22 protein-coding genes are annotated in these 23,373 nt (G+C 61.8%); 16 read left to right on the plus strand and 6 right to left on the minus strand.

Annotated elements, in window-relative coordinates; translation table 11 throughout:
- Positions 1-25 precede the first annotated feature (25 nt).
- The 5 genes from pyrR to gshB all read right to left on the minus strand — a co-directional run bounded on the left by pyrR (position 26) and on the right by gshB (position 3,736).
- Positions 26-532 carry a bifunctional pyr operon transcriptional regulator/uracil phosphoribosyltransferase PyrR gene (gene pyrR, locus AACY19_RS12680; protein WP_034153653.1) on the minus strand — a complete coding sequence of 169 codons (507 nt, stop codon included), beginning with the start codon at positions 530-532 and terminating at the stop codon, positions 26-28.
- 80 nt (positions 533-612) lie between these two features.
- A complete protein-coding gene (gene ruvX / locus AACY19_RS12685) occupies positions 613-1,050 on the minus strand; it encodes a Holliday junction resolvase RuvX (RefSeq protein WP_064589634.1) in 438 nt (145 codons plus the stop codon).
- Positions 1,050-1,622 carry a YqgE/AlgH family protein gene (locus AACY19_RS12690; protein ID WP_339450584.1) on the minus strand — a complete coding sequence of 191 codons (573 nt, stop codon included), beginning with the start codon at positions 1,620-1,622 and terminating at the stop codon, positions 1,050-1,052. Before AACY19_RS12690 ends, ruvX begins: the two co-directional genes overlap by 1 nt.
- Before the next feature lie 90 nt (positions 1,623-1,712).
- Positions 1,713-2,612 carry an energy transducer TonB gene (locus AACY19_RS12695; RefSeq protein ID WP_339450586.1) on the minus strand — a complete coding sequence of 300 codons (900 nt, stop codon included), beginning with the start codon at positions 2,610-2,612 and terminating at the stop codon, positions 1,713-1,715.
- 173 nt (positions 2,613-2,785) lie between these two features.
- On the minus strand, positions 2,786-3,736 hold the full coding sequence (gene gshB / locus AACY19_RS12700) for a glutathione synthase (RefSeq protein ID WP_339450588.1): 951 nt from the start codon (positions 3,734-3,736) through the stop codon (positions 2,786-2,788).
- A 225-nt stretch (positions 3,737-3,961) separates the two neighbouring features.
- Here gshB and pilG point away from each other — a divergent pair, with 225 nt between their 5' ends.
- The 16 genes from pilG (at position 3,962) to madM (ending at position 22,314) form a co-directional block, all read left to right on the plus strand.
- A complete protein-coding gene (gene pilG / locus AACY19_RS12705; protein WP_259497264.1) occupies positions 3,962-4,366 on the plus strand; it encodes a twitching motility response regulator PilG in 405 nt (134 codons plus the stop codon).
- A 60-nt stretch (positions 4,367-4,426) separates the two neighbouring features.
- Positions 4,427-4,792: a twitching motility response regulator PilH gene (gene pilH, locus AACY19_RS12710; RefSeq protein WP_007913674.1), complete on the plus strand. Its 366-nt coding sequence runs from the start codon at positions 4,427-4,429 to the stop codon at positions 4,790-4,792.
- Positions 4,793-4,802: 10 nt separating this feature from the next.
- Positions 4,803-5,342: a chemotaxis protein CheW gene (locus AACY19_RS12715; RefSeq protein WP_339450592.1), complete on the plus strand. Its 540-nt coding sequence runs from the start codon at positions 4,803-4,805 to the stop codon at positions 5,340-5,342.
- Positions 5,343-5,485: 143 nt separating this feature from the next.
- Positions 5,486-7,531: a methyl-accepting chemotaxis protein gene (locus AACY19_RS12720; RefSeq protein WP_339450594.1), complete on the plus strand. Its 2,046-nt coding sequence runs from the start codon at positions 5,486-5,488 to the stop codon at positions 7,529-7,531.
- A gap of 11 nt (positions 7,532-7,542) precedes the next feature.
- The gene (locus tag AACY19_RS12725; RefSeq protein WP_339450596.1) at positions 7,543-13,452 is read left to right on the plus strand and encodes an Hpt domain-containing protein; all 5,910 of its coding nucleotides are present in this window, start codon (positions 7,543-7,545) and stop codon (positions 13,450-13,452) included.
- A complete protein-coding gene (locus AACY19_RS12730; RefSeq protein ID WP_339450598.1) occupies positions 13,445-13,915 on the plus strand; it encodes a chemotaxis protein CheW in 471 nt (156 codons plus the stop codon). Before AACY19_RS12725 ends, AACY19_RS12730 begins: the two co-directional genes overlap by 8 nt.
- Positions 13,916-14,427: 512 nt before the next feature.
- Positions 14,428-14,793 carry a DUF6124 family protein gene (locus AACY19_RS12735; RefSeq protein ID WP_339450600.1) on the plus strand — a complete coding sequence of 122 codons (366 nt, stop codon included), beginning with the start codon at positions 14,428-14,430 and terminating at the stop codon, positions 14,791-14,793.
- 295 nt (positions 14,794-15,088) lie between these two features.
- The gene (gene mdcA, locus AACY19_RS12740) at positions 15,089-16,759 is read left to right on the plus strand and encodes a malonate decarboxylase subunit alpha (RefSeq protein ID WP_339450602.1); all 1,671 of its coding nucleotides are present in this window, start codon (positions 15,089-15,091) and stop codon (positions 16,757-16,759) included.
- Positions 16,759-17,631, plus strand: coding sequence for a triphosphoribosyl-dephospho-CoA synthase (locus tag AACY19_RS12745; RefSeq protein ID WP_339450604.1), 873 nt, complete (start codon positions 16,759-16,761; stop codon positions 17,629-17,631). The genes mdcA and AACY19_RS12745 overlap by 1 nt, the downstream gene beginning before the upstream one ends.
- Positions 17,631-17,930, plus strand: coding sequence for a malonate decarboxylase subunit delta (locus AACY19_RS12750; protein WP_039767948.1), 300 nt, complete (start codon positions 17,631-17,633; stop codon positions 17,928-17,930). The genes AACY19_RS12745 and AACY19_RS12750 overlap by 1 nt, the downstream gene beginning before the upstream one ends.
- Complete coding sequence (locus AACY19_RS12755; RefSeq protein ID WP_339450608.1) at positions 17,923-18,774, plus strand: biotin-independent malonate decarboxylase subunit beta; 852 nt, start codon at positions 17,923-17,925, stop codon at positions 18,772-18,774. The genes AACY19_RS12750 and AACY19_RS12755 overlap by 8 nt, the downstream gene beginning before the upstream one ends.
- Positions 18,771-19,556, plus strand: coding sequence for a biotin-independent malonate decarboxylase subunit gamma (gene mdcE / locus AACY19_RS12760; protein ID WP_339450610.1), 786 nt, complete (start codon positions 18,771-18,773; stop codon positions 19,554-19,556). The genes AACY19_RS12755 and mdcE overlap by 4 nt, the downstream gene beginning before the upstream one ends.
- Positions 19,550-20,170, plus strand: a complete 621-nt coding sequence (locus AACY19_RS12765; RefSeq protein ID WP_339450612.1) for a malonate decarboxylase holo-ACP synthase — start codon at positions 19,550-19,552, stop codon at positions 20,168-20,170. Before mdcE ends, AACY19_RS12765 begins: the two co-directional genes overlap by 7 nt.
- Complete coding sequence (gene mdcH / locus AACY19_RS12770; RefSeq protein WP_339450614.1) at positions 20,167-21,087, plus strand: malonate decarboxylase subunit epsilon; 921 nt, start codon at positions 20,167-20,169, stop codon at positions 21,085-21,087. Before AACY19_RS12765 ends, mdcH begins: the two co-directional genes overlap by 4 nt.
- Positions 21,088-21,151: 64 nt before the next feature.
- Positions 21,152-21,544 (plus strand): malonate transporter subunit MadL, encoded by a 393-nt coding sequence (gene madL, locus AACY19_RS12775; protein ID WP_339450616.1) that lies wholly within the window; start codon positions 21,152-21,154, stop codon positions 21,542-21,544.
- A 5-nt stretch (positions 21,545-21,549) separates the two neighbouring features.
- Entirely contained in the window at positions 21,550-22,314 is a 765-nt protein-coding gene (gene madM / locus AACY19_RS12780; RefSeq protein WP_339450618.1) for a malonate transporter subunit MadM, read from the plus strand.
- A 105-nt stretch (positions 22,315-22,419) separates the two neighbouring features.
- On the opposite strand, the gene AACY19_RS12785 is transcribed toward madM, so the two are convergent.
- Positions 22,420-23,334 (minus strand): LysR family transcriptional regulator, encoded by a 915-nt coding sequence (locus tag AACY19_RS12785; RefSeq protein WP_339450620.1) that lies wholly within the window; start codon positions 23,332-23,334, stop codon positions 22,420-22,422.
- Positions 23,335-23,373: the final 39 nt, after the last annotated feature.

The raw sequence follows: 23,373 nt of genomic DNA on the forward strand, positions 1-23,373 counted from the left end.
CGAGGGGGACTCTCAATAGGGCGGATTAAAGGTTGAAGTCTTGCAGTTCGAGCGTCAGCGGCTCGGGGCCGGACAGCTTCACCCGTTCATGGGCAGCCAGCGACAAGGTCGCCCCGACCACGTTCGGGCGGATCGGCAGCTCGCCGGCATCCAGGTCCAGCAGGCAGACCAGGGTCACGCTGGCCGGGCGGCCGTAATCGAACAATTCGTTCATGGCGGCGCGGATGGTGCGGCCGCTCATCAACACGTCGTCGATCAGCACCAGATGCTGGCCTTCGATCTCGAAGGGCAGGGCGGACGGGCGCACTTGCGGGTGCAGGCCGTTCTGGCTGAAGTCGTCGCGGTAGAAGGACACGTCCAGTGTGCCCAGTGGCGCATCGCTGCCCAGTTCCTTGAGCAGAGCCTGCGCGACCCAGATGCCGCCGGTGCGGATGCCGATGTAACGCGGTTCAGTGATTTCACGCTGGGCAAGGTGCGCCTTGAGGCGGGTTGCCATCTGGCTGATCAGATCGGCGGGATTTGGCAGGCTCATGGTTGCTCCTTGTTGGGGGCGAGTCGGGTCCTTGGACGCGACTCGGTTTTTCACTCAAAAGAAAAGCGCCGAAGCGCTTGTCAGGATTCAAACAATGCTGTGTTTTCATCGAGCCAGCCCTGCAACAGCAGAGCGGCGGCGATGGCGTCCACCGGGTTGTCGCGGTAACTGCCTTTCTGGCCACCACGGGCCAGACGCTCGCCCTTGGCCTCAAACGTGGTCAGGCGTTCGTCGTGGGTATAGAAGGGCAGGTTGAAGCGGCCATTGAGGCGGCGGGCGAATTTTTCCGCGCGCACACACATGTCGCTCGGCGTGCCGTCCATGTTCAGCGGCAGACCGACGACGACGGCGTCAGGTTTCCATTCCTTTATGAGTGCTTCGACCTGGTTCCAGTCCGGCACGCCGTTCTGTGCCTTCAAGGTGCACAGCTCGCGAGCCTGGCCGGTGATCACCTGACCGACGGCAACGCCGATCTGCTTGGTGCCGTAGTCGAAGCCGAGAATCAGGCGCAGGGCCATCAGGCGTGACCTGCCTGGCTGGTCAGCAGGCTGAGGTTGATCCCCAGATGCCTGGCCGCCGCTTCGAGGCGCAGCTCGCTGCTGGTGTTGAAGAGGATGTCGGCGTCATACGGGCAGGTCAGCCAGGCGTTGTCGGCCAGTTCGGCTTCCAGTTGCCCGGCTTCCCAACCGGCATAACCGAGAGCGATCAGGCTTTTCGCCGGGCCGACGCCGTCAGCGATGGCGAACAGCACATCCTGCGAGGTCGACAGGGCCAGATCGCCGTCCAGTTGCGCGGTGGCCTGGAAGGTCTGCCCCGCCGGGTGCAGGACAAAACCGCGATCGGTCTGCACCGGCCCGCCGATAAAAATCGGCACGTGCTGGCACAGTGCTGGCGGGTCAATGTCCGGGCGCAGTTGCTCCAGAATGTCGGCCAGATTCAGCTCTTGCGGTCGGTTGACCACAATCCCCATCGCCCCATTGGCCGTGTGCTCGACGATGTAGGTCAAGGTGTGGGCAAAGTTCGGGTCGGCCATGTGGGGCATGGCGATCAGGAATTGATGCTTGAGGTAGCTGGGGCTGACGTTTTTCATGTGCGCTAGTGTGGCGTTCGGGGGGCGAACTGACAAGCTGGAGATACTGACAACATCACAGTCCCCTTGTGGGAGCGGTCTATGGTGTATTCAATTGCTCGAGAGCTTGTCGCCGCGAGCAAATTTCCAGGTACGAATGATTTCCAGACGGTCGATATCCGACAAATCCCCGGTAAACGGCGCAAACGGCGCCGCCAGTCGGACAATGCGCTGCGCCGCCTGATCCAGCAGCGGCTGGCCGGACGATTCCAGCACCAGCACTTCATACAGCGAACCGTCGCGGTTGATCGAAACCATCAGGCGCAGATTGCCGTAGATCTGCTTGCGCCGTGCTTCTTCGGGGTAATTGAGGTTGCCGATGCGCTCGACCTTTTTGCGCCAGTCGTCCTTGTACCAGGCACCCTTGTCGCGCATGGTCGACGCCGCGCTCAAGCGGTGGATGCGCGGGCGCTTGGCGTACAGCTGTTGTTCCTTGGCCAGTTCGGCTTCGAGGCTGGCGATGTCGCTGGACAGCTGTGAGCTGTCGAACTCTGGCGCGTCGACTGTCGGTTTGACTTCGGTTTTGCTTTCTTCTTTCTTGGTCGGCGCTTTTTTCGGCTTCGGCGCAACCGTAGTCACCGCTGCCTTGGGCGCGGCTTCCTGCACTTGCGGCTTGGCGGCCGGTGGCGGGGTGACTTTCTTGACCTGATTGTCCTGGAACGGTGCCACCTCAGTGGTCTTGGGGATCGCCTTCTTGTCCAGCGTGCCGCTGCCTTCCTGATGCTCTTGCGCGAGGAAATCAGCCTTCTGCGGCTTCTTTTCGCTCTTGAAGGTAGCGAGGGTGATTTCCAGGGTTTTGCTGATTTGCTTGGGCTCGACCATCGTGAAGCCGACGCCGAGCAGCAGCGCCAAATGGATCAGCGCCGCGAGAAACAGGGTAAATCCGAGGCGATCGGCCGGGCGCACGCCACGGTGGGCGAGTTCAGCGGGCAGATCGGACGGGAGGGTCATGACAGAAAAACCAACATCGCGTTTTTAAAGGCACGGCATGATAACGCAATGTTGGTTTTTAGCTGCAAGCTTGAAGCGGCAAGCGACAAGCTGCAGAGAAGCAGCTGCAAGCTTCGAGTTGCAAGCTGCAAGTAAAAGCTTGTAGCTCATGGCTTGCGGCTTGTAGCTTGCCGTCAGGCTTGCAGCTTCTTGGCGATGGCATCCATTAGCATGCCGCCGATGTCAGTGCCGAAAGCGTTGTCGATTTCACGAATGCAGGTCGGGCTGGTGACGTTGATCTCGGTCAGGTGCTCACCGATCACGTCCAGACCCACGAACAGCAGGCCTTTCTCACGCAGTGTCGGGCCGACCTGAGCGGCGATCCAGCGATCCTTGTCGGTCAGCGGACGCGCTTCACCACGGCCACCGGCGGCGAGGTTGCCACGGGTTTCGCCCTGCGCCGGAATCCGCGCCAGGCAGTAATCCACCGGCTCGCCGTCGATCATCAGGATGCGTTTGTCGCCGTCCTTGATCGCTGGCAGGTAGGCCTGGCCCATGATCTGCTGGCCACCGAGCGCGGTCAGGGTTTCCAGGATCACCGACAGGTTCGGGTCGCCCGCGCGGTGGCGGAAGATCGAGGTCCCGCCCATGCCGTCCAGCGGCTTGAGGATCACGTCGCCGTGTTTTGCAGCGAATTCACGCAGCACGTCGGCGCGACGGCTGACGATGGTCGGCGGCGTGCACTGCGGGAACAGCGTGGCGAACAGCTTTTCATTGCAGTCGCGCAGGCTTTGCGGCTTGTTCACCACCAGCACGCCAGCGGTTTCGGCCTGCTCGAGCAGGTAGGTGGAGTAGACGAACTCCATGTCGAACGGCGGATCCTTGCGCATCAGGATCACGTCCAGATCGCTCAGCAGGTTGTCCTGCTCGGCGTCCAGTTCGAACCATTTTTCCGGGTTGGCGAAGACTTTCAGCGGCTTCATGCGCGCCCGTGCCTGACCTTCACCCTGATACAGGTCGCGCTGTTCCATATAGAACAGTTCCCAGCCGCGCTTCTGCGCGGCCAGCAGCATGGCCAGCGAGCTGTCCTTTTTATAGGAGATGCTGGCGATAGGGTCCATGACAATCCCGACGCGAACGCTCATTGGGTTTTCCTCGAAAATTGGCTACCGGATCGGTATTGAAAAAGTGCCGCCAGAGTGGCGCCGGGCGGGTTTTCGGTCAAGGAAAAACCCGTCGATAGATTGCATCTGGAGACTGTGCTAAAAAGGCTGTCATGCCGTGCTGGCCCTTGAACATCAAGGGTTTCGAGCATTTGATAATCGCAAAACGGACAAATTGATTCGCAAAGGCGACGGTAGAACCCTCTTATGGAACAGCAGTCCAGCGCCTTGAAGGTCATGGTGATCGACGACTCGAAAACGATTCGTCGAACAGCCGAAACGTTGTTGAAAAATGTGGGTTGCGAAGTCATCACGGCGATTGACGGTTTCGACGCGCTGGCGAAGATCGCCGACAACCACCCCGGAATCATTTTTGTCGACATCATGATGCCGCGTCTGGATGGTTATCAGACCTGCGCTTTAATCAAGAACAACAGCGCGTTCAAGGCCACGCCGGTGATCATGCTGTCGTCCAAGGACGGGCTGTTCGACAAGGCCAAGGGGCGCATTGTCGGATCTGATCAATTTTTGACCAAGCCTTTCAGCAAGGAAGAACTGCTCAATGCGATTCAGGCCCATGTTCCGGGCTTTGCCGCCGTTTTGCCGCAGTAAGACACGTACAGTGACCCTCGGCCAGCGGGCCGGGAGTCGACAAGAAAAATGGGGAAAACCATGGCACGTATCCTGATCGTCGATGATTCGCCGACTGAAATGTACAAATTGACCGGCATGCTCGAAAAGCACGGCCATGAAGTGCTGAAGGCCGAAAACGGCGCCGATGGCGTGGCCCTGGCCCGTCAGGAAAAACCCGATGCCGTGCTGATGGACATCGTCATGCCCGGCCTCAACGGTTTTCAGGCGACCCGCCAGTTGACCAAGGATGCCGACACCAGTCACATCCCGGTGATCATCATCACCACCAAGGATCAGGAAACCGACAAGGTCTGGGGCACCCGTCAGGGCGCCAAGGACTACCTGACCAAACCGGTCGACGAAGACACCCTGATCAAAACCTTGAACAACGTGCTCAAAGGCTGACCGCGCGACCATGAGCGAATCGCTGACCGCATTCGAACTGCTCTGGCAAATCGACCAGCGCTGCCGCTTGCTGGCGGCGGACCTGCCGTCGCAACCGGCGCGTCAGGATCGCTGGAGCGGTATCGGTTTTCGCCTTGGCGAACACTGGTACGTCGCGCCGATGGGGGAAGTCAGCGAAGTGCTGCACGAACCGCGCTTCACTCAGTTGCCCGGGGTCAAGCCATGGGTCAAGGGTGTGGCTAACCTGCGCGGGCGGCTGCTGCCGATCATGGATCTGTGCGGGTTCTTCGGCCACGAGTTATCGCCGCTGCGCAAACAGCGGCGGGTGCTGGTGGTCGAGCATGGCGAGGTGTTTGCCGGGTTGATGGTCGATGAAGTCATCGGCTTGCAGCATTTCGAGCAGGACAGCTTCGAACCGTTGTCGCTCAGCAAGCGCCAGGGGTCGAAGGCCGAGTTCGTCAAAGGCTATTTCCGCCGTGAGCAGAACTGGCGGGTGTTCAGCCTGTTTGCACTGGCCAAATCCCCGGTGTTCATGAGCGTCGCAATTTAGTCGAAACAACACAAATCCCCTGTGGGAGCGGGCTTGCTCGCGAATACGGTCTGACATTCAGGGTTGGTGCTGGCTGACCCACCGCATTCGCGAGCAAGCCCGCTCCCACATTGGGCCGTGGCAGGTTTCATAGGCGAGAACCGATGACAAAAGCAAAAACAGGCAAGCCGGCGGAAGGATCGCGCAGTCGCTCGCAGATCATCGTGCTGTTTATCGCACTGATCGTGTTCATCATGCTGCTGTTCGCCAACTTCGCGTATCTCAACACCCAGGCGAATTACGACAAACAGTACATCGGCCACGCCGGTGAGCTGCGCGTGCTCTCGCAACGCATCGCCAAGAACGCCACCGAAGCCGCCGCCGGCAAGGCTGCCGCGTTCAAGCTGCTCAGCGATGCGCGCAACGATTTCGCCCAGCGCTGGGGTTATCTGAAGAAGGGCGACCCGGCCACCGGCCTGCCCCCAGCGCCGGCCACCGTGCGCCCGGAAATGCGCGCGGTGCAGCTCGATTGGGAACGTCTGCTGAAAAACACCGACGCGATTCTCTCCAGCGAACAAACCGTGCTGTCGCTGCATCAAGTCGCCGCGACGCTGGCCGAGACCGTGCCGCAGTTGCAGATCGAATACGAAAAAGTCGTCGAAATCCTCCTCCAGCGCGGCGCCCCGGCCGCGCAGGTAGCCGTGGCCCAGCGGCAATCGCTACTCGCCGAACGCATCCTCGGTGCGGTCAACACCGTGCTCGCCGGCGACGAAAACTCGCAGCAGGCCGCCGATGCCTTCGGCCGTGATGCCACGCGTTTCGGTCAAGTGCTCAACGGCATGCTGCAAGGCAATCCGGCGCTGAAAATCAGCCAGGTCGAAGACCGCGACGCCCGCGCGCGGTTGAGTGAAATTTCCGAATTGTTCCAGTTCGTCTCCGGCTCGGTCGATGAAATCCTCGAAACCTCGCCGGAGCTGTTCAAGGTTCGCGAATCGGCGACCAATATCTTCAGCCTCTCGCAAACCCTGCTCGACGAAGCCTCGCATCTGGCCACCGGTTTCGAAAACCTGGCCGGAGGGCGCAACACCGACACCATCGGCGGTTACGTCCTCGGTCTGCTGGCGCTGGCCTCGATTATCCTCATCGGTCTGGTGATGGTTCGGGAAACCAACCGCCAGTTGCGTGAAACCGCCGAGAAGAACGAACGCAACCAGAACGCGATCATGCGCCTGCTCGATGAAATCGAAGACCTCGCCGACGGCGACCTCACCGTGACCGCCTCGGTGACCGAAGACTTCACCGGCACCATCGCCGACTCGATCAACTACTCCGTCGACCAACTGCGTGATCTGGTCGCGACGATCAACCTCACCGCCGGCCAGGTCGCCGCTGCGGTGCAGGAAACCCAGGCCACCGCCATGCATCTGGCCCAGGCTTCGGAGCATCAGGCCCAGCAGATTTCCGAAGCCTCGACGGCGATCAGCGACATGGCCGAATCCATCGATCAGGTTTCAGCCAATGCTGCCGAATCCTCGGCGGTGGCCGAGCGTTCCGTGGAAATCGCCAACAAGGGCAACGAGGTGGTGCACAACACCATCCACGGCATGGACAATATTCGCGAACAGATTCAGGACACCGCCAAACGCATCAAGCGACTTGGCGAGTCGTCGCAGGAAATCGGCGACATCGTCAGCCTGATCGATGACATTGCCGACCAGACCAACATCCTCGCCCTCAACGCGGCGATTCAGGCGTCGATGGCCGGGGATGCCGGGCGCGGTTTTGCCGTGGTCGCCGACGAAGTGCAGCGTCTGGCCGAGCGTTCGTCCGCCGCCACCCGGCAGATCGAAACCCTGGTGCGAGCGATTCAGACCGACACCAACGAAGCCGTGATTTCCATGGAGCAAACCACCACTGAAGTGGTGCGCGGCGCGCGACTGGCGCAGGATGCCGGTGTGGCCCTGGAAGAAATCGAAGGCGTCTCCAAGACCCTCGCGGCGCTGATCCAGAGCATCTCCAATGCCGCGCAGCAGCAAACGTCTTCGGCCGGGCAGATTTCCCTGACGATGAACGTGATCCAGCAGATCACCTCGCAGACGTCGTCCGGCTCGACCGCCACCGCCGAGAGCATCGGCAACCTGGCAAAAATGGCCAGTCAGTTACGCCGTTCGGTGTCCGGCTTCACCTTGCCGGCGGCGGAGAAAGTGTGATCGGAGCGGTTATGGGTGATGGGCATGACTACGTGGCCCTCGAATGGGTCAAAGGCGAAATTGCCGAAACGCTGAAACAGGCGCATCAGGCGATTGAATCGGTGCTTGATGACCCGCAGGTCTTCCCCGGGCTGGACGAGTGCCTGGCGTACATCCATCAAGTCCACGGCAGCCTGCAAATGGTCGAGTTCTACGGCGCAGCGTTGCTCGCCGAAGAAATGGAACATCTGGTCCAGGCCCTGCAGCGCGAGCGCGTCAGCCATCGCGAAGAAGCGCTTCACCTTCTGCTGCAAGCGCTCGGACAACTGCCGATCTACCTTGACCGCGTACAGAGCGCCCGGCGTGACCTGCCGTTGGTGGTGCTGCCACTGATCAACGATCTGCGCAGCGCGCGCGGCGAAAGCCTGCTCTCGGAGACCAGTCTGTTCAGCCCGCAATTGCCCGAGTTGCCGCCCTTGAACGGCGCAGCGCTGACATCGCTTGCGCCGGCAGAGCTGGCGAACGTGTTGCGCAAGTTACGCCAGATGCTGCAAATGGCCCTGGTGGGTTTGCTGCGTGAGCAGGATGACCAGACACACCTTGGCTATCTGACGAAAGTCTTCGCCAGGCTTGAAGCGCTGAGCGGCGATTCGCCCCTGAGCCCGTTGTGGCACATTTCTTCAGCGCTGGTCGAAGGCATGCGCGAAGGCGCCATTGCCAACAGCCCGGCGCTGCGCAGCCTGTTCAAGGACGCCGACAAAGAGCTCAAGCGCCTGCTCGAACAGGGCATGTGCGGGCTCAATCAGGCGCCGCCGCCCGAGCTTTTGAAAAGCCTGTTGTTCTATATTGCCAAAGCCGAACATCCCACCGGGCAGATGCTGACCATGAAAGATCGCTACTCCCTGGACGACGCGTTGCCCGACAGCGCGATGGTCGATGAAGAACGCGCGCGCCTGGCCGGCCCCGACCGCGATGCGATGCGCTCGGTGTTGGCGGCGCTGTGCGAAGAGCTGGTGCGGGTCAAGGAACGCCTTGACCTGTTCGTGCGCAGCGACCGCCAGCACACCTCGGATCTGGACAGCCTGCTCGCGCCGCTGCGGCAGATCGCCGACACCCTCGCGGTGCTCGGTTTCGGCCAGCCGCGCAAAGTGATCATCGATCAATTGGCCGTGGTGCTCAGCCTCGCCCAGGGCCAGCGCGAACCCAACGACGCGATCCTGATGGACGTCGCCGGCGCCTTGCTCTACGTCGAAGCGACGCTGGCCGGGATGGTCGGCACGGTCGAGCCGGAAAGCCCGGAAGACACGCGCCTGCCGACCACCGACCTGACGCAGATTCACCAGATCGTGATCAAGGAAGCACGCATCTGCCTGCAACAGGCCAAGGACATGATCGTCGACTACATCGACGCCGATTGGGATCGCCAGCATCTGCAACCGTTGCCGGCCCTGCTGACCCAGGTGCGCGGTGCACTGGCGATGATTCCACTGGCGCGAGCGGCGAGTCTGGTCGAGGCGTGCAACAGTTTCATCCGTGAACATTTGCTGCTTGACCCGCACGAGCCGGGTTGGGAGCAACTGGATCATCTGGCTGACGTCATCAGCAGCCTCGAATATTACCTTGAGCGCCTGAGCGACGATCCGCAGGCGCCGAGCGAGCCGTTGCTCGACGTCGCGCAAAAGAGCCTCGCCAGCCTCGGTTTCTTTCCTGACGAGCCGCTCAACGAACACCGCGTGCCGGTGCTTGAAGATGTCCTCAGCCCCGGCGAGGCACTGGTGATGCAAGACATGCAGGCACTGGACGATCCGGACATCGTGCAGTCGTTGGCCGACGTGTTGGCCAGCCCGGTGTCAGCCGTCAATCCGCCCGCGCTGATCACCCCCGGCAGCCTGAAGCCGCCGCCGGCCGATGAGGCGCCGGTGGATGATGAGCTGCGCGAAGTGTTCCTCGAAGAGACCGACGAAGTCCTCGAAGCCCTTCATGAAAACCTGCCGCGCTGGAGCACCAACCCGCAGGATCGCGAAGCACTGACCGAACTGCGCCGCGCCTTCCACACCTTGAAGGGTAGCGGGCGCATGGTCCGCGCGCTGATCCTTGGTGAGCTGGCTTGGGCGCTGGAAAACCTGCTCAACCGCGTGCTCGAACACAGCATCGAGCCCGGCTCGGTGGTGCAGCAATTGCTCACTGACACGGTGCTGTTGCTGCCCGAACTGATCAGTGAATTCGCCACCGGGCAACAGCGTCAGCGCAGCGATGTCGATCAGCTCGCCGCCCGCGCCCATGCCTTGGCCAAGGGTGATGAACCGCTGGCTGCCGAAGACGTCGACGATGTGGCGGCGCTCGATCCACTGTTGCTGGAGATCTTCCGCAACGAGGCCGAAACCCACCTCGCCAGCCTCAATCGGTACCTCGATCAAGCCGCCGAACATGTGCCGCTGCCGGCCAGTGACGAGTTGCAGCGCGCCCTGCATACGCTCAAGGGCAGTGCTTCGATGGCCGGTGTGTTGCCGATTGCCGAACTGGCCGCGCCGCTCGATCAACTGGCGCGCGAGTTCAAGGCGCACCAGTTGCCGCTGGACCTCGACGAAATGGAGTTGCTGCTGGAGGCAGAAGGCCTGTTCCGTGTTGGTCTGCGCCAGCTCAAACATGATCCGCTGGCGCCGATTGTCGGCGCGCAGTCGCTGATCAAACGTACCGAAAGCCTGCTCGCCGAACGCTTGGAATCGGTTCTCAATGCACCGGCAACCGGCCTGCGGATCAAGCGCGATCCACAACTGATCAACAACTTCCTCGCCCAGGGCATGGACATCCTGCTTGACGCCGAGAACCTCTTGCAGCGCTGGCAGCAACACCCCGGCGAGCGCCAGGAACTCAGCGCGCTGCTGGATGAACTGACCACCCTGGGCGAAGGCGCACACCTTGCGGATCTGCAGCCGGTCGATGTGTTGTGCGAAGCCTTGCTCGACCTGTATGGCGCCGTCGAGGAAAGCAGCCTGGCGGTCAGCGAACGGTTTTTCCAGGAAGCGCAGAACGCCCACGAAGCCCTGATCAATATGCTCGACGAACTGGCTGCCGGCCAGGAAGTCACCCCGCAACCGGCGCGGATTCGTGCCCTGCACGAGTTGCTCGATGAGAGTCTCGACCCGTCGTCGATGGGTCTGATTCGCAGCGACGGCAGCCGTACCCTGAGCATCCACGAACTGGGCGCCGCGACTGCCGAGCTGGCGCAAAACGCTGCCGTCAGCGGGCCGGACGATGAGATCGTCGAGATTTTCCTCGAAGAGGCGGTGGACATCCTCGACAGCGCCGGTCAGGCCCTGCAGCGCTGGCTCGGCGACCCGGACAACGGCGCACCGCTGTCGTCGTTGCAGCGCGACCTGCACACCCTCAAGGGTGGCGCGCGCATGGCCGACGTCGACGCCATCGGTGATTTGGCCCAAGAGCTGGAAAGTCTTTACGAAGGTCTGGTGGATCGCCGCTACAGCCACAGCGATGCCCTCGGGCGGTTGCTGCTCAGGAGTCATGAGCGTCTGGCGCTGTTGCTCGATCAACTGCAAAACCATCAGCCGCTGATGGCGGCCGCGGATCTGATCGAGACGATTCGCCAGCATCGGCAGGGCCACGCCTGCCCTGAGGCGCCGTCGCCCGCAGCGGATCACGCTGGCGCCGGGCACGACCCGGAACTGCTGGAAATCTTCCTCGAAGAAGGTTTCGACATCATCGAAAACTCCGGCGCCGCACTGGTGCGCTGGCAGGCCGAGCCGGGCAATCGTCAGGAAGTGGAAACCCTGCTGCGCGATTTGCACACCCTCAAGGGCGGCGCGCGGATGGTCGAGATCGGCCCGATTGGCGATCTTGCCCATGAGCTGGAATACCTCTACGAAAGCCTTTCCACTGGCGCGTTGCAGCCCTCGGCGCAGTTGTTTGCGCTGGTGCAGCGCGGTCATGACCGGTTGGCGCAAATGCTTGATGGTGTGCGCGCCGGGCAACCGTGTCCGCCGGCGGATCGGTTGATCAATGCGATCCAGAATTTCAGCCACCCGGTGACGTTGCAAGCGCCGCCAGTGATACCTGTTCCGGTCAAGACCGAAGCAGCGCCGCCGGCTGCCGACGCTGGCGCGGACATGGTCAAGGTCTCCGCCGAACTGCTCGACGAACTGGTCAACCTGGCCGGCGAAACCTCGATTGTCCGTGGCCGGATCGAGCAACAGGTCAACGATGCACAGGTTGCCCTGAACGAGATGGAAACCACCATCGAGCGGATGCGCGATCAGCTGCGCCGTCTCGACACTGAAACCCAGGGGCGGATTCTCAGCCGTCAGCAGGTCGACGCCGAACGCCTCGGCTACGAAGAATTCGACCCGCTGGAAATGGATCGTCATTCGCAGTTGCAGCAACTGTCGCGAGCGCTGTTCGAATCCGCCTCCGACTTGCTCGATCTGAAAGAAACCCTCGACCGCCGTAACCACGACGCCGAGAACCTGTTGCAGCAACAGGGCCGCATCAACACTGAATTGCAGGAAGGCCTGATGCGCACGCGCATGGTGCCGTTCGAGCGCATGTTGCCGCGCCTCAAGCGTATCGTTCGCCAGGTCGCCGAAGAACTGAACAAAGACGTCGCCTTCGTCGTCGGCAACGCTGAAGGCGAGATGGACCGCAACGTCCTCGAACGCATGGCCGCGCCGCTGGAACACATGCTGCGCAACGCCGTCGACCATGGCCTGGAGTCTGCCGAAGTACGGCTGGCGGCAGGTAAACCGGCGCAAGGACAGATCAGCCTTGACCTGTCCCGCGAGGGCGGCGACATCGTTTTCGACATCCGCGACGACGGCGCCGGGGTTCCTCTGGAGGCCGTGCGGCGCAAGGCAATCAAGCGTGGCCTGCTCGCGCCGGACGCCGAGATCAGCGACCGCGATGTGTTGCAGTTCATCCTTCAGCCGGGGTTTTCCACGGCGGAAAAGATCACGCAGATTTCCGGGCGTGGCGTCGGTATGGACGTTGTGCACGAAGAGGTGCGGCAACTCGGCGGCAGCATGAGCATCGATTCGGTGCCGGGGCAGGGCGTGCATTTTCGCATCCGTTTGCCGTTCACCGTGTCGGTCAACCGCGCGTTGATGGTGCAGTGCGGCGAGGATCAGTACGCGATTCCGCTGAACACCATCGAAGGCATCGTCCGTGTGTTGCCGAATGACCTCGAAGCTCACTTGCGCGTTGACCCGCCGCGCTACCAGTACGGCGGCCAGACCTATGAGCTGTGCTATCTGGGCGAACTGCTGAAAACCGCACCCCGGCCAAAACTGCTCGGGCAGAACCTGCCGTTGCCGGTGCTGCTGGTGCATTACAACGACCGGCACATTGCGGTGCTGGTCGACGCGATGGCCGGCACGCGCGAGATCGTGGTCAAGAGCCTCGGCGCACAGTTTGCGACGGTGCAGGGCGTGTCCGGCGCGACGATTCTCGGTGATGGCCGCGTGGTGCTGATTCTTGATTTGCTCGCGCCGATCCGCGCGATGCAGGCACGGATTGAGGCGCCGCCGACGCTGCCGGAGATCGACAGCGAACCGCACAAACCGCTGCTGGTGATGGTGGTCGACGACTCGGTCACCGTGCGCAAGGTCACCAGTCGTTTGCTCGAACGCCACGGCATGAACGTGCTGACCGCCAAGGACGGTGTCGACGCCATGCTGCTGCTCGAAGAACACATGCCCGACCTGATGCTGCTCGACATCGAAATGCCGCGCATGGACGGCTTCGAAGTCGCCACCCAGGTGCGCCAGGACGAACGCCTGCGACACCTGCCGATCATCATGATCACCTCGCGCACGGGCCAGAAACACCGCGACCGCGCGATGGCCATCGGCGTCAACGACTACCTCGGCAAGCCGTACCAGGAATCGGTGCTGCTCGAAAGCATTGCCCACTGGAGCAAGAAACATGCATGAGCGCTGGCACAATCCGCGCACCAGCCAACTCACCGGGTTGTTGCTGCCGCTGGCGGATCGCAATCTGATCCTGCCCAACGTCGCCGTCGCTGAGCTGATCGACTATCAGGCCAGCGCGTTCGATCTGGATACGCCACCGTGGTACCTGGGGCGTGTGAGCTGGCGTGAGCGGCATATTCCACTGCTGAGTTTCGAGTCGGCGTGCGGGCAGAAAATCGTCATTGGCGAGCGGGCGCGGATCGTGATTTTGAATGCGCTGGGCGGGTTGCCGGAGCTGAAGTTCATTGCCCTGCTGGTGCAGGGGATTCCGCGTTCGTACAAGCTCGATAGCCAGCTGAGTTATGTCGATGTGCCGTTGTGTGGGCTGGAGCAGGCGGCGGTGCAGGTCGGGGAGCAGGTGGCGAAGGTGCCTGACTTGCTTGGGCTGGAGAAGTTGTTGGTGGATGCGGGGCTGGTCCATTGATCCAGAGTCTTCAGTGTTCTGGCTGGCCTCTTCGCGAGCAGGCTCGCTCCCACATTTGATCTTCAGTGAACACAGATCCCCCGTGGGAGCGAGCCTGCTCGCGAAAGCGCCAGTCGCCACACCATAATCCGACAGACAAATCCTCAATCTCTGTGCGCAATAAACGCCTTCTAGTCGCGTTGTTTAAAGACACCCGGTGTTACGGCTCCCTGGCCTACAAATCCTTGCGCCACTGCCTACGCATGCACCAGAATCCGCCGGCTTGTGCGCCTTGGGCTGGCTGCGTAACTTGATTCCGTCACTGATTCCCAGTGATCGGGTTTAGCAGCCCGTGGTTAATCTAAGGGTGCACATACATCATCGTCAGGCTCGCGCCTGCATTCGATGGCGGCTGTGCGCAGGGCGCTTCGGCGCGCCGGCTTCCTTAGGTTCCCCGGTCTGCTAACCTGCGTTCAGCTGCCACCCCTTCTTTTAGCAGAGAAGCGGTTCCAGCTTAATTTCGGAACCTGAAGATGATTAAACCAACGCCTAACCCCCCGCTCGCAGACCCGGCATCCCCCTACGAATCCCCCGACTCAAAGAAATTCCACGAAGCCGCCGAACGCGCCCTCGACCATTACCTCGGTCCGACCAGCGCCGACCTCATGGCCACGCCCTACACCCCGAACACGCTGTACATGGCCAACCCCAATGCCGACACCGAATCCCTGCTCGCCGACGCCAGCGAAACTCTCGGCTCGGCTACGGTGATGCTCAATAATCACGCGGCAACGGTGGAAGGTACGCACCGCAAGACCCTGCAGGGTATTGCGCAAGTGGTGATGGTGGCGGAGATGGCTGTGAATCGTGTGTTGGACAAGTTGGTGCCGACGGAGTGACTTAAAAGCCAACCCTCACCCCAGCCCTCTCCCAGAGGGAGAGGGGGCCGACCGAGGCGTTTTGCGCTATACATCGCCCTGAAAAACCGAGTCGATTATGGATTCGGTAAAGCACGATCAGGTCGGCGTATCCCTTGAGCATCCCCCAATCAGTCCCCTCTCCCTCCGGGAGAGGGTTAGGGTGAGGGCGCTCTTGATCGTTACGCTGAGCGTAATGATTCGCCACCGCGCTTGATTGATGCCCCCACCCCACACGCCTACCTTGGCTCCACGACAGCGAACCCGTGGAGTGAGCATGACAACAACAATTTCCCCCGACTCGCGCTGGACGCGGCGGCGCGATGAGAAGCAGCGCCGCCTCGACAAGGTGCGCGGGCTGGCCGACGGTGTGGTGTTGCCCACCGACAGGATCGTCGCCGCGCTCGAAGCGCTGATTCATCCCGGCGACCGTGTGGTGCTGGAGGGCAACAACCAGAAGCAGGCGGATTTCCTCTCGCGTTCGCTGGCCAAAGCCGACCCGGAAAAGCTCCACGACCTGCACATGATCATGCCCAGCGTCGGCCGCTCCGAGCACCTCGACCTGTTCGAGCGCGGCATCGCCCGCAAGCTCGACTTCTCCTTCGCCGGCACCCAGAGCCTGCGCATCAGCCAGTTGCTTGAAGACGGCCTGCTGGAAGTCGGCGCGATTCACACCTACATCGAACTCTACGCCCGGCTGGTGGTGGATCTGATCCCCAACGTCGTGCTCTCGGCCGGGTTCATGGCCGACCGCGCCGGCAACATCTATACCGGCCCCAGCACCGAAGACACTCCGGCACTGATCGAGCCGGCGGCGTTCAGCGACGGCATCGTCATCGTCCAGGTCAATCAATTGGTCGACGACGTCAGCGAGCTGCCTCGCGTGGACATTCCCGCCTCCTGGGTCGATTTCGTGGTGGTGGCGGACAAGCCGTTCTACATCGAACCGTTGTTCACCCGTGACCCGCGCCACATCAAGCCTGTGCACGTGCTGATGGCGATGATGGCGATTCGCGGCATCTACGAAAAACACAACGTGCAGTCGCTCAATCACGGCATCGGTTTCAACACCGCCGCCATCGAACTGATCCTGCCGACCTACGGCGAATCGCTGGGCCTCAAAGGCAAGATCTGCCGCAACTGGACGCTCAACCCGCACCCGACGCTGATCCCGGCGATTGAAAGCGGCTGGGTCGAAAGCGTGCATTGCTTTGGCACTGAACTGGGCATGGAAAACTACATCGCCGCGCGCCCGGACGTGTTCTTCACTGGCCGCGACGGCTCGCTGCGTTCCAACCGGATGTTCTGCCAACTGGCCGGGCAGTACGCGGTGGATCTGTTTATCGGCGCGACGTTGCAGGTCGATGGCGACGGCCATTCCTCGACCGTGACCCGTGGCCGCCTCGCCGGTTTCGGTGGTGCGCCGAACATGGGCCACGACCCGCGCGGTCGCCGTCACGGCACTCCGGCGTGGCTGGACATGCGCCATGATGACTCGCAGCAACCGATGCTCGAACGCGGCAAGAAACTCGTGGTGCAAATGGTCGAGACGTTCCAGGAGGGCGGCAAACCGACCTTCGTCGAAACCCTCGACGCCGTGGAAGTGGCGAAGAAAAGCGGCATGCCGCTGGCGCCGATCATGATCTACGGCGACGACGTCACCCACCTGCTCACCGAAGAAGGCATCGCCTACCTGTACAAGGCACGCTCGCTGGAAGAACGCCAGGCGATGATCGCCGCGGTCGCCGGCGTCACCGCCATCGGCCTGCGCCATAACCCGAAAGACACCGAACGCATGCGCCGCGAAGGCCTGATCGCCTTGCCCGAAGACCTCGGCATCCGCCGCACCGACGCCACCCGCGAACTGCTCGCGGCGAAGAGCGTGGCCGATCTGGTCGAGTGGTCCGGCGGCTTGTACAACCCGCCCGCCAAATTCAGGAGCTGGTAATGCACGCATTCAACCTGCAAGCGAAACCGCTGTCCCTGGCTGATCGATTGGCTGATCTGGCGGTGGATGCGTTGATCGACGAAGCCGATCTGTCGCCGAAACCGGCACTGGTCGACCGTCGCGGCAATGGCGCGCACACCGATTTGCACCTGGGCCTGATGCACGCGTCGGCGTTGTCGTTGTGGCCGGCGTTCAAGGAAATGGCCGACGCGGCAATGGAAAGTGGCGAAGTCGGTTTGCCGTTGCGCGAAGCGATTGGCCGGATCGGTCGCGAAGGCGAACACGCCATGCTCGCCACCACCAACGGCGTGAACACGCATCGCGGTGCAATCTGGGCATTGGGTCTATTGGTGACGGCCGCTGCGCTGGAACCGCAATCCTCCAGCGTCAACGCCGTTTCCCTGCGCGCCGCACGTCTGGCCTTGCTGGATGACCGCCACGCCCCCAAACCCTTGAGCCACGGTGCCCAAGTCGCCCTGCGTTACGGCGCACGCGGTGCCCGAGAAGAAGCGCAACTGGGCTTCCCTTCGGTGCTGCAACGCGGCCTGCCGCAACTCAAGCGCAGCCGCGCCAACGGCCACGGCGAACAGAACGCCCGGCTCGACGCCTTGCTCGCGATCATGACGAATCTGGCCGACACCTGCGTGCTCTACCGCGCCGGTGAAGAGGGCCTGCACGCCATGCAGTCCGGCGCGCAAGCGGTGCTCGACGCCGGTTGCAGCGCCAGCCTCAGCGGTCGTCGTCGCCTGCACGAACTGGATCAACAACTCATCGCATTGAATGCCTCGCCCGGTGGCGCCGCCGACTTGCTCGCCGCCACGCTGCTGCTCGACCGTATCGAGCGCGACGGCATCCTTCAGGGAGCGTTTTGATGGAAACCCTATCGTTTGAATTCCCCGCCGGGCAGCCGCCACGTGGTCGCGCGCTGGTCGGTTGTGTCGGCTCGGGTGATCTGGAAGTGCTGATCGAACCGGGCCTGGCCGGCAAGCTGACGATCAATGTGCAGACTTCGGTCAATGGCGCCGAACAACGCTGGCAACATCTGTTTGCGCGGATGTTCGACGGCACCACGCCGCCGGCCATGGCCATCGATATCCATGATTTCGGCGCGACGCCGGGGGTGGTGCGGTTGCGGCTGGAACAGGGTTTCGAGGAGATCGGCCATGACTGACAGCGCAGCGTTGCTCAACAAACACAGCTTCGTCGAACTCGGCGCGCGGCAACGGGCAAAAGCCTTGCTCGATGCCGGCAGTTTTCGTGAATTGCTCGATCCGTTTCAGCGGGTGATGTCGCCGTGGCTCGAACGTCAGGGCGTGGTGCCGCAGGCCGATGACGGCGTGGTAATCGCCAAGGGCAGTCTCGACGGTTTGCCGGTAGTCATTGCCGCGATTGAAGGTGCATTTCAGGGCGGCAGCCTCGGCGAAGTCGGCGGGGCGAAGATTGCCGGCGCGCTGGAGCTGGCGGCTGAAGACAACCGCAAAGGTATTCCGACGCGCGCAGTGTTGTTGCTGGAAACCGGTGGTGTGCGCTTGCAGGAAGCCAATCTCGGGCTGGCGGCGATTGCTGATATTCATGCGGCGATTGTCGATTTGCAGCAGTACCAACCGGTGGTCGGTGTGGTCGCGGGCAGCGTCGGTTGTTTCGGCGGCATGTCGATTGCGGCGGCACTGTGCAGCTATTTGCTGGTGACTCAGGAAGCACGACTTGGTTTGAACGGCCCGCAGGTGATTGAACAGGAAGCCGGGATCGAGGAATACGATTCCCGCGACCGGCCTTTCATCTGGAGCCTGACCGGTGGCGAGCAGCGTTTTGCCAGTGGCCTGGTGGATCGTTATGTTGCCGATGACGCGGCGAAGATCCGTCAGCAGGTCGGCGAATTGCTCCAGCAAGGTTTGCCAAAGCAACCGCGCAGCCAACGTGCCGAATGGTTTCTGCAACGGCTCAGCAATCTGAACACTGACCCGCAAATCGAACCGTCGGTGGTTCGCGATCTGTATCAAGGAGAGCGCTCATGAGCGGTTATTCATTGCGCGGTTTGAACTGGTTCAACGCCTTGAGCGCGGGCGCTGTGGCGGTTGAAGGGCTGCCGGCCTCGTTGAAGGTTGCTGACGGTGAGCTGGGCCGTTTCATCGCCGTGGTCGCTGACCCGCACAATCGCTTCCCGCGTGCTCGCAATGGCGAAGTCGGTTTGCTTGAAGGTTGGGGTCTGGCCAAGGCTGTGGATGACGCAATCACTGCCGACCGCGACAACGCACAGAAGCGCCCGATCATCGCCATCGTCGATGTGCCGAGCCAGGCTTACGGTCGGCGCGAAGAAGCCCTCGGTATTCATCAGGCGTTGGCCGGCGCAGCGGACAGCTATGCCCGCGCGCGTCTGGCCGGGCATCCGGTGATTGCGCTGTTAGTGGGCAAGGCAATGTCGGGGGCGTTTCTCGCTCATGGCTATCAGGCCAACCGGCTGATCGCGCTGCGTGATCCGGGCGTGATGGTGCATGCGATGGGCAAGGTGTCGGCGGCGCGGGTGACCTTGCGCAGTGTCGAAGAGCTGGAAGCACTGGCCGCCAGTGTGCCGCCGATGGCCTATGACATCGACAGCTACGCCAGCCTCGGATTGCTCTGGGAAACCTTGTCGGTTGAGCAGATTGAGCAGCCGACGGCGGATGATCTGGCACGGGTGAACGAATGCCTCAAACAAGCCATCGGCGATATCGCCGGTACTGACTTGGGTAATCGCCTCGGCGCAAAAAATCGTGCTGCTTCCAGCCGTGTACGTGAACTGCTGAGGGCGCAGTGGTGAACGCGCCGCTGGCCCACGACCTGCTCTGGGGCATGACCCCGGCGCAGCTGCCGGCGGATGCGCCGCTGTGGGCCGTCGACTCGCTGGCCGCCGGGCAACCGGTGGTGGTGCGCCGGGCGTTGAGTGCAGACGGTTTTGTCGCGGTCGGTGTGCGCGGCGTATTGCGCGAGCAACGGCTGGCGGGGTTGATGGCAATCGATTCGATTGCCTGTCGGGTCAGCCCGGAGGCGCTTTGTCATGTTGATTGCGCGCGCGATCTGCCGGTCATGCAGGCGCTCAAACAACTGCGGCCGATGCTCGATGATTGCGGTTGGGTCTGGGGTGTCAGCGGCAGTGTCGGGTTTGAATTGGCCAGCGGTTTTAAAGCGATGCACGCGGCCAGTGATCTCGATCTGATTCTGCGTACTGCGCAGATGATCACCCGCCATCAGGCACGCCAACTGGTCGCGGTTTTCGATCAGGCGGTGTGTCGGGTCGATATGCAAATGCAGACGCCGTTCGGTGCTGTGGCATTGCGTGAATGGGCCAGCGGATCGGCACGCGTGCTGCTGAAAAACGAGTATCAGGCCTGTTTGGTGACTGACCCGTGGAACCCGCAGGAGCAGGCAGCGTGAGCAGTCTGCTGGTGTTCCCCGGCCAGGGCGCGCAGCAAGCGGGCATGCTTCAGCGTTTGCCCCGCGAGACCTTGGTCGAGGCCAGCGATGTGCTTGGTGAGGATGTTTTGCTGCTCGATTCCAGCGAAGCATTGCGCACGACAAGGGCGGTTCAGCTTTGTCTGCTGATCGCTGGCGTCGCGGCATCGCGGCAGTTATTGCAGGACGGACTCAAAGCAGATTACGTCGCCGGTTTGTCCATCGGTGCTTACCCAGCAGCAGTGATTGCGGGCGCATTGAGCTTCAGCGATGCGCTACATCTGGTCAGCCTGCGAGGCGAGTTGATGCAACAGGCTTATCCACAGGGCTACGGCATGACTGCGATCATCGGCCTGCAATTATCCACAGTCGAAACGCTGCTGGCGCAGGTGCACAGCGAGGATACGCCGGTGTATCTGGCCAACATCAACGCCGACAATCAGGTAGTGATTGCCGGCAGCGACAAGGCCATGCAAGCGGTGGCTGAACTGGCGCGCGGTCGTGGCGCCGGGTTGGCAAAACGTCTGGCAGTGAGTGTGCCGTCGCACTGCCCACTGCTGGAAAAACCGGCGCAAACCCTCGCCGAAGCTTTCGCCAAGGTCGAACTGAAAACCCCGAAAATCGCTTACCTGAGCGGCAGTCGCGCGCGCCCGGTGACCCAAGCAGAAGCGCTGCGCGACGACCTCGCCTTCAACATGTGCCGCGTGGTGGACTGGCGCGGCACCGTGCAAAGCGCCTACGAGCGCGGCGTGCGTTTACAGATCGAACTGCCGCCCGGTGCGGTGCTGACCGGGCTGGCGCGCCGGGTGTTCGAATCGGGCACGGTCACTGCCTTCGACAGTGCGCGTCTCGACACCTTGCAGGCGCTATTGCGTGAGGAGGGAAGCCGCCAACCCTAAAACGCCGACTCAAGCTTCGAACAACAAAAACAACATTCGACGATGCACTTTGAGGACTACAACAATGATTATTTACGGTGTGGCGTTTCTCGCCTTTTGTACGCTGGTGGGTATCTGGGTCGGTGAACTGCTCGGCAAGCTGATCGGCGTGCCGGCCAACGTCGGCGGCGTCGGTATCGCAATGCTGCTGTTGATTGGTCTGGGCAGTTATCTGAACAAAAGCGGCTGGCTCAAGGGCAAGACCGAGCAGGGCGTGGAGTTCTGGAGCGCTATCTACATTCCCATCGTGGTCGCCATGGCCGCGCAGCAAAACGTGTATGGCGCGCTGAAGGGCGGGCCGATGGCGATTCTCGCCGGCACGCTTGCCGTGGTGATCGCCTTTGCCTTGGTGCCGGTGCTGACGCGCCTCGGTAACAAGGACGCGACGCCGGTCACTCCTGCCAAGACTGCGGGGTGAGCGCCATGTACGAATCAATGATGAAAGTGATCACCGGCTACGGTTTGATCAGCGGCTTTTTGATTGTCGGCCTGACCATGTGGGTGTCCTACTGGATGTCCAGCACCTTCACCAAGGGCCGCTTGCACGGCTCGGCCATCGCCATTTTGCTGGGACTGGTGCTGTCGTATGTCGGCGGCGCGCTGACCGGCGGGCAGAAAGGGGTGGTGGATATTCCGTTGTTGTCCGGCATTGGCTTGCTCGGTGGTGCGATGTTGCGTGACTTCGCGATTGTCGCCACGGCCTTTGGCGTCAGTGTCGATGAACTCAAGCGTGCCGGGTTCGTGGGTGTGCTGGCGCTGTTTGTGGGTGTCGGCACGTCGTTTGTCGCCGGGGTCGGCGTGGCGATGGCGTTCGGTTATACCGATGCGGTGAGCCTGACCACCATCGGCGCGGGTGCGGTGACGTACATCGTCGGACCGGTAACCGGCGCGGCGATTGGCGCGACTTCCGAGGTCATGGCGCTGTCGATTGCGGCGGGGTTGATCAAGGCGATTCTGGTGATGGTAATGACGCCGTTCGTGGCACCGATGATCGGCCTCAATAACCCGCGCAGTGCGGTGATTTTTGGCGGCTTGATGGGCACGTCCAGCGGCGTCGCCGGCGGGTTGGCGGCAACCGATCCGAAGCTGGTGCCTTATGGTTGTCTGACGGCGGCGTTCTACACCGCGCTTGGGTGTTTACTCGGGCCTTCGCTGCTGTTTCTGGCGATGCGCGGGTTGATGGGCTAAGACATCTGTTTTCTGGGCAGACGCCTTCGCGAACAAGCCCGCTCCCACAGGGGAACGCGTTCCAAATGTGGGAGCGGGCTTGCTCGCGAAGGGCGCAACCGGGTTTCAAGCCTGGCGATTGGCATACATACGACACTCCGCCAGCAACGCCAACAAATTCGGGTCGCGCTCCTTGGCCTTCAAGAACACCACGCCAATGTGCTGCTGCAAGCGGTACTTCGCCTGCAATGGGATCAGCTTCACCCGGTTTTCATACACCGCCGCAATCCGTCCGGGCAGCAATGCATAACCCACCCCGGAACTGACCATGCTCAACAGGGTGAAAATGTCATTCACCTGCATCGCCACCTTCGGTTCGAACCCCGCCTGCCTGAACACCCGCACGCCGTCCTGATGGGTCGCAAAGCCTTGGGTCAGGGTGATGAAGGTTTCATCGCGCACCTCTGCCAGATCCACTTCACTGCGCTGGGCAAACTTTGAATCCGCTGGCGTGGCGAGGAAAATGTCGTCGGAAAACAGCGGGATCTGCTCGCAATCCGGGTCATTGATACTGTCGTCCAGCGACACCAGAATCGCGTCGACTTCCATGTTTTTCAGCTTGTAGAGCAGGTCGATGTTCGAACCGAGGATCAGGTCGATGTTGAGTTCGCTGCGGCGGATTTTCAGGCCCATGATCAGTTGCGGCACGGTTTTCACCGTCAGCGAATACAGCGAACCGAGTTTGAAGCGTTCCGCGGAGAAGCCGGCGGCTTCGCGGGTCAGGCGCACGCTTTCGACGACGTCGTTGATCAGCTTTTGCGCACGCTCTTCCAGCACATAAGCGCTTTCCAGCGGCGTCAGGTTGCGCCCTTCGTGCTTGAACAGCGGGCAGCGCAGGGCGCTTTCCAGTGAGTGAATCGCGCGGTGCACGCTGACGTTGCTGGTCTGCAACTCGGCAGCGGCGCGGGCGAGGTTGCCGGTGCGCATGAAGGCGAGGAACACCTCGAGTTTTTTCAGGGTCAATTCTTCGTCGATCAGCATGGCGCGGGCTCTTTTTGGTATCGGCCGATTGTGCCCAAT

The organism is Pseudomonas sp. EA_5y_Pfl2_R50 (assembly GCF_963970475.1).
Taxonomy (GTDB): domain Bacteria; phylum Pseudomonadota; class Gammaproteobacteria; order Pseudomonadales; family Pseudomonadaceae; genus Aquipseudomonas.